Consider the following 3,795-nt stretch of genomic DNA (forward strand, 5'->3'; position numbering starts at 1 on the left):
GTCGCCGCCTTCGGCCAGAAGCTGCGCGACGAGGATGCGACCGCGAAGTTCGGTTACGACAAGATCATGGAGATCGCCACTGCCGCTCGAGGAGCCGACCCGTTTGGGTACAGGTCCGAGTTCCTCTCGCTTGTGCGCCTTGCCTCGGCGCTGGGCGGTAATCGGTAGTGGGTGATGACGGCCGGTTTCTTTCAGATGGGATCGTTCTGACAGGGGAAACCGACCGCGGGCGGGTGAGGCATGCCGGCGAGGGGTTCATTCCCTTGCCGGCCTTTTTTCGGAGAATCTCCAGGTCGTTAAATTGCGCGGCATTTCCGGTAGCGGATCGCAACCCCCTGCTTGTTACGCAGGACAGGCGTACCGGGCTTGAGGGAGCCGAACTTGCAGATCAGGACTATCGCCAACTCGACACCGCCGGCACGAGATGCTTCGGCGGTTTCATCGGCCCCATCATCGGAATCCAGGCGTATCAGTGACGATGTCGCGCAGGCGCGCCACACCGCCATGTCGGCGCTGACCAACGACCGCTTCCGCATCATGCTGGAGCAGATAACCGATCCGGTTTCATCCGGCGCGCTGATGACGATGCACAGCGACAATGTGGTCGACTTCAAGTCGGCGCAGTCGAGCTACGCCGACAACAGCGAATAATCGAAACCGATAAGCTCAGGCCCGGCTGCGGCGGCGCTCGCGGCGGGCTTCGCTGGTCTCGGCGGTATTTTCCGTCGCCGCCTTGTTGCGCATCGGGCCGATGCGCTCGACGATCGCGGCAACCGTCGGACGATCCGCCTTGGTGTGCGCGTCGAGCGCCTTGCGCATGGCGGCAAGGTGCTGGAACGAGGTGCCGCAGCAGCCGCCGATAATTTTGGCGCCGCCATCGACGGCGAGCCTGACATAGTCGGCCATCAGTTCGGGTGTGCCGGAATAATGGATTTCGGTGCCGCGGAATTCGGGAATGCCGCAATTGCCCTTGACGATCACCGTTGCCTCCGGCTTCGCCTCGGTCATGTCGAGCAGCGAGGCCAGGATGTCAGACGCGCCGACGCCGCAATTGGCGCCAACGCCAAGCGGCGCCTGCGACAGCCCGTCGGTGACGCCGTGGATATCCCTGGGTAGCAGGCCCATCATGGTGCGGCCGGCGGTGTCGAAGGAACCGGTATAGGTGTAGGGCAGGCCGACGCGGATGGCAGCCTCGGCGGCGGCGCGGATCTCGTCGGGAGCAGACATCGTCTCGATCCAGGCGACTTCGGCGCCGCCTTCCTTGAGACCCTCGATCTGCTCGGCGAAGGCGTCGACCGCCTCGTCATAGGTCATGGCGCCAAGCGGCACCAGCAATTCGCCGGTCGGTCCGACCGAACCGGCGACGATGACCTTGCGGCCAGCTCTGTCGGCGACGGCGCGCGCGATCTCGGCGGCGCGCTGGTTCAGCGCATGCACGCGATCCTGCGCATGATGCAGCTTCAGCCGGTGGCGGGTGCCGCCGAACGAGTTGGTGAGGATGATGTCGGCCCCGGCATCGACGAAATTCTGATGCAGGCTGGTGATGGTGTCGGGCGCCGTCTCGTTGAGCAGCTCGGGCGCCTCGCCGGCTTCCAGCCCCATGGCGAAAAGGTTTGTGCCGGTGGCGCCATCGGCCAGCAGCACGCCCTTTTCGGCCAGCAGAGCATCGATCGGGTTGGTGGTCGTCATCGGATTGGCTTTCATGTTTCGAAGTCGAATAAGGATATAAAGAAGTCTTTATGTGTAGTCAATGGAATGGCGGCAACGCGGCCACCAATGCGGAGGCCGGTTTCCGTCCGAAGGATCATTGTTGCCGAAGATCAGACAGTGCCTGTTGGGAACGACATGCCGGCCAGTCTGTGCGCGAAGCCGGACGCCTCGTGCGCATTGATGTCGGCGGCCCGGATCAGATTGTCGAAGTGCTGGATCAGCGTCTGGATCGGCTGAGTGGCGTTGAGCACCAGATACATGTCGCCGACATAGATGGCGGCGCGATAGGGTCCGAAGATGGTGTAGGGGATCGAATAGCGCATCCGCCCGTCATAGAGAAACAGCCGGAAGGTCGGGTAGAGGTCGTCGAGCAGCGTCGCCATGTGCAGCAGCTGGGCGCGCCGGTCGGCTTCGGGGAAACGGTCCCAGACACCCAGCCCGCGGGCAAATATCTCCAGCGTGTGGCGCGGCATGCAGACTTCCATGTCGGTCTCAGGCCGCCTGTTGTAGTCGATGCGGTATTGCGTTTCGCCGGCCTGCGCCAGGCGGCTCTTGTTGGCGATGCCGGCTTCGTAGTCGACCAGCGCTTCGGTGCGCAGAAGATCGGGAATGCCGGCAGGCACGTAGCGGATCTTGGTGCCTGCCGCCTCGGCATGCCATTTGGCCAACAGCGTGCGGTCGAAACCATCCGGTGCCTCTTCGATCTCCAGGCTTTCGCGGATTTCGCCGGTGAGACCTTCGTCCTGGCTGAGGCCGAGGAGCCAATCGAGCGACACCTTGAACTCGGCGGCGATGTTAAGCAGTGTTTCGGCGCGGGGCAGGCGCGTCGAGGCGCCCGACAGCAGTTGCGACAGCGCCGAGCGGTCGATGCCGACCGCGGTTGCAAAGGCCGACTGGTTCAGGTCGGAGCGTGTCAAGAGCATTTTCAGTCGCTCGCGGAAGATCGTCGACAGGTCGCGCTTGTCCATGTCCGTGCTCCACCTGGATTGAGGAAAAATTTGCGCCGGAACCGCTCCGAGGGTGGCGTTAGGCGTAAATGAATCCCTAAGTCTGTTTACAATGTATAACATGTGCGGTCAAAAATGCGCAATCGCAACAGTTTGTGCACTTTGTCTCGTTGAGTGGAATCATTTCTCCTGACACAATGCTGTCAGGAATCAATTGGGATTCCGGCGACTGAGGGGCAGTGGTCGATAGCATGACGAGCAAGAGCATCAGGCGACACAGCGTACGGGCCATTGAGTGGCCAACCGTGGTACTCGCCTTCTTCTGCTACGCGACATGGCTCGCCACCGGTTTCCTGCTCTGGCCTTCCTATCCCGTCCTGGCGCTCGCCGTCCTCGCCTTCACCGCCGCATTGCAGTCGTCGATCATGCACGAAGTGCTGCACGGGCATCCGACGCGCAACGCGCGGGTCAACGAAGCCTTCGTGTTTCTGCCGATCGGTCTGGTCTGGCCGTTCCGCCGCTTCAAGACCATTCATCTGCGTCACCACGCCGACGAGCGGCTGACCGACCCGCTCGATGACCCGGAAAGCTATTATCAGGCGCTCTGGCAGCATGACGAGCTGCCGCCGACGATGAAATTCCTGCTCAAGATCAACAACACCATGGCAGGCCGCTTCGTGCTCGGCCCGTGGCTGTCCTGCGTCGGCTTCTTCATCGACGATGCCAAGCAGGTGATCGCCGGCGACAAGCCGATCCGCAAGGCCTGGCTGCTGCATGCGATCGGCCTGGCCGTCGTGCTGCCGATCGTTCAGTTCGGCTTCGGCATCCCGCTGTGGCTTTACATTCTGGTGCCGGTCTGGCTCGGCCAGTCGCTGATCTCGATCCGTACGTTCGCCGAGCATCAATGGTCGGAACATCCGGAAGGCCGTACGGTGATCGTCGAGCGCTCGCCGCTGTCGTTCCTGTTCCTCAACAACAATCTGCATTTCGTCCATCACAAGACCCCGACCGTGGCCTGGTACAAGCTGCCCAAGCTGTTTCGCGACCGCCGTGAGGAATGGCTGCGGATGAACAATGGCTATGCCTATCCGAATTATTTCGCGCTGGTCAAAGCCTATGCGTTCAATGCCATAGAGCC

The 3,795-nt window shown here is 62.1% G+C and carries 5 protein-coding genes; 3 read left to right on the top strand and 2 right to left on the bottom strand.

The genetic code is table 11. The annotated features are described in order from the left end of the window. Both ENZ74_RS25100 and ENZ74_RS34500 read left to right on the top strand, forming a co-directional pair. Positions 1-168: YfbK domain-containing protein (locus tag ENZ74_RS25100; protein ID WP_127313058.1), on the top strand; the 168-nt coding region annotated here is incomplete at its 5' end. Positions 169-381: 213 nt separating this feature from the next. After that, on the top strand, positions 382-651 hold the full coding sequence (locus ENZ74_RS34500) for a hypothetical protein (protein WP_024501300.1): 270 nt from the start codon (positions 382-384) through the stop codon (positions 649-651). Between the two features lie 15 nt (positions 652-666). Here the strand turns inward: ENZ74_RS34500 and bmt are convergent, their stop codons facing one another. Both bmt and ENZ74_RS25115 read right to left on the bottom strand, forming a co-directional pair. Further along, positions 667-1,689 (bottom strand): betaine--homocysteine S-methyltransferase, encoded by a 1,023-nt coding sequence (gene bmt / locus ENZ74_RS25110; protein WP_063168194.1) that lies wholly within the window; start codon positions 1,687-1,689, stop codon positions 667-669. Positions 1,690-1,820: 131 nt separating this feature from the next. After that, positions 1,821-2,678 (bottom strand): helix-turn-helix transcriptional regulator, encoded by an 858-nt coding sequence (locus ENZ74_RS25115; RefSeq protein WP_013531192.1) that lies wholly within the window; start codon positions 2,676-2,678, stop codon positions 1,821-1,823. Between the two features lie 230 nt (positions 2,679-2,908). Between ENZ74_RS25115 and ENZ74_RS25120 the strand changes: the two genes are divergently transcribed. Next, a partial coding sequence (locus ENZ74_RS25120) for a fatty acid desaturase (protein WP_164761192.1) occupies positions 2,909-3,795 on the top strand: 887 nt, incomplete at its 3' end.

It is taken from the genome of Mesorhizobium sp. M7A.F.Ca.CA.002.15.2.1 (genome assembly GCF_003998715.1).
Taxonomy (GTDB): Bacteria; Pseudomonadota; Alphaproteobacteria; order Rhizobiales; family Rhizobiaceae; genus Mesorhizobium; species Mesorhizobium ciceri.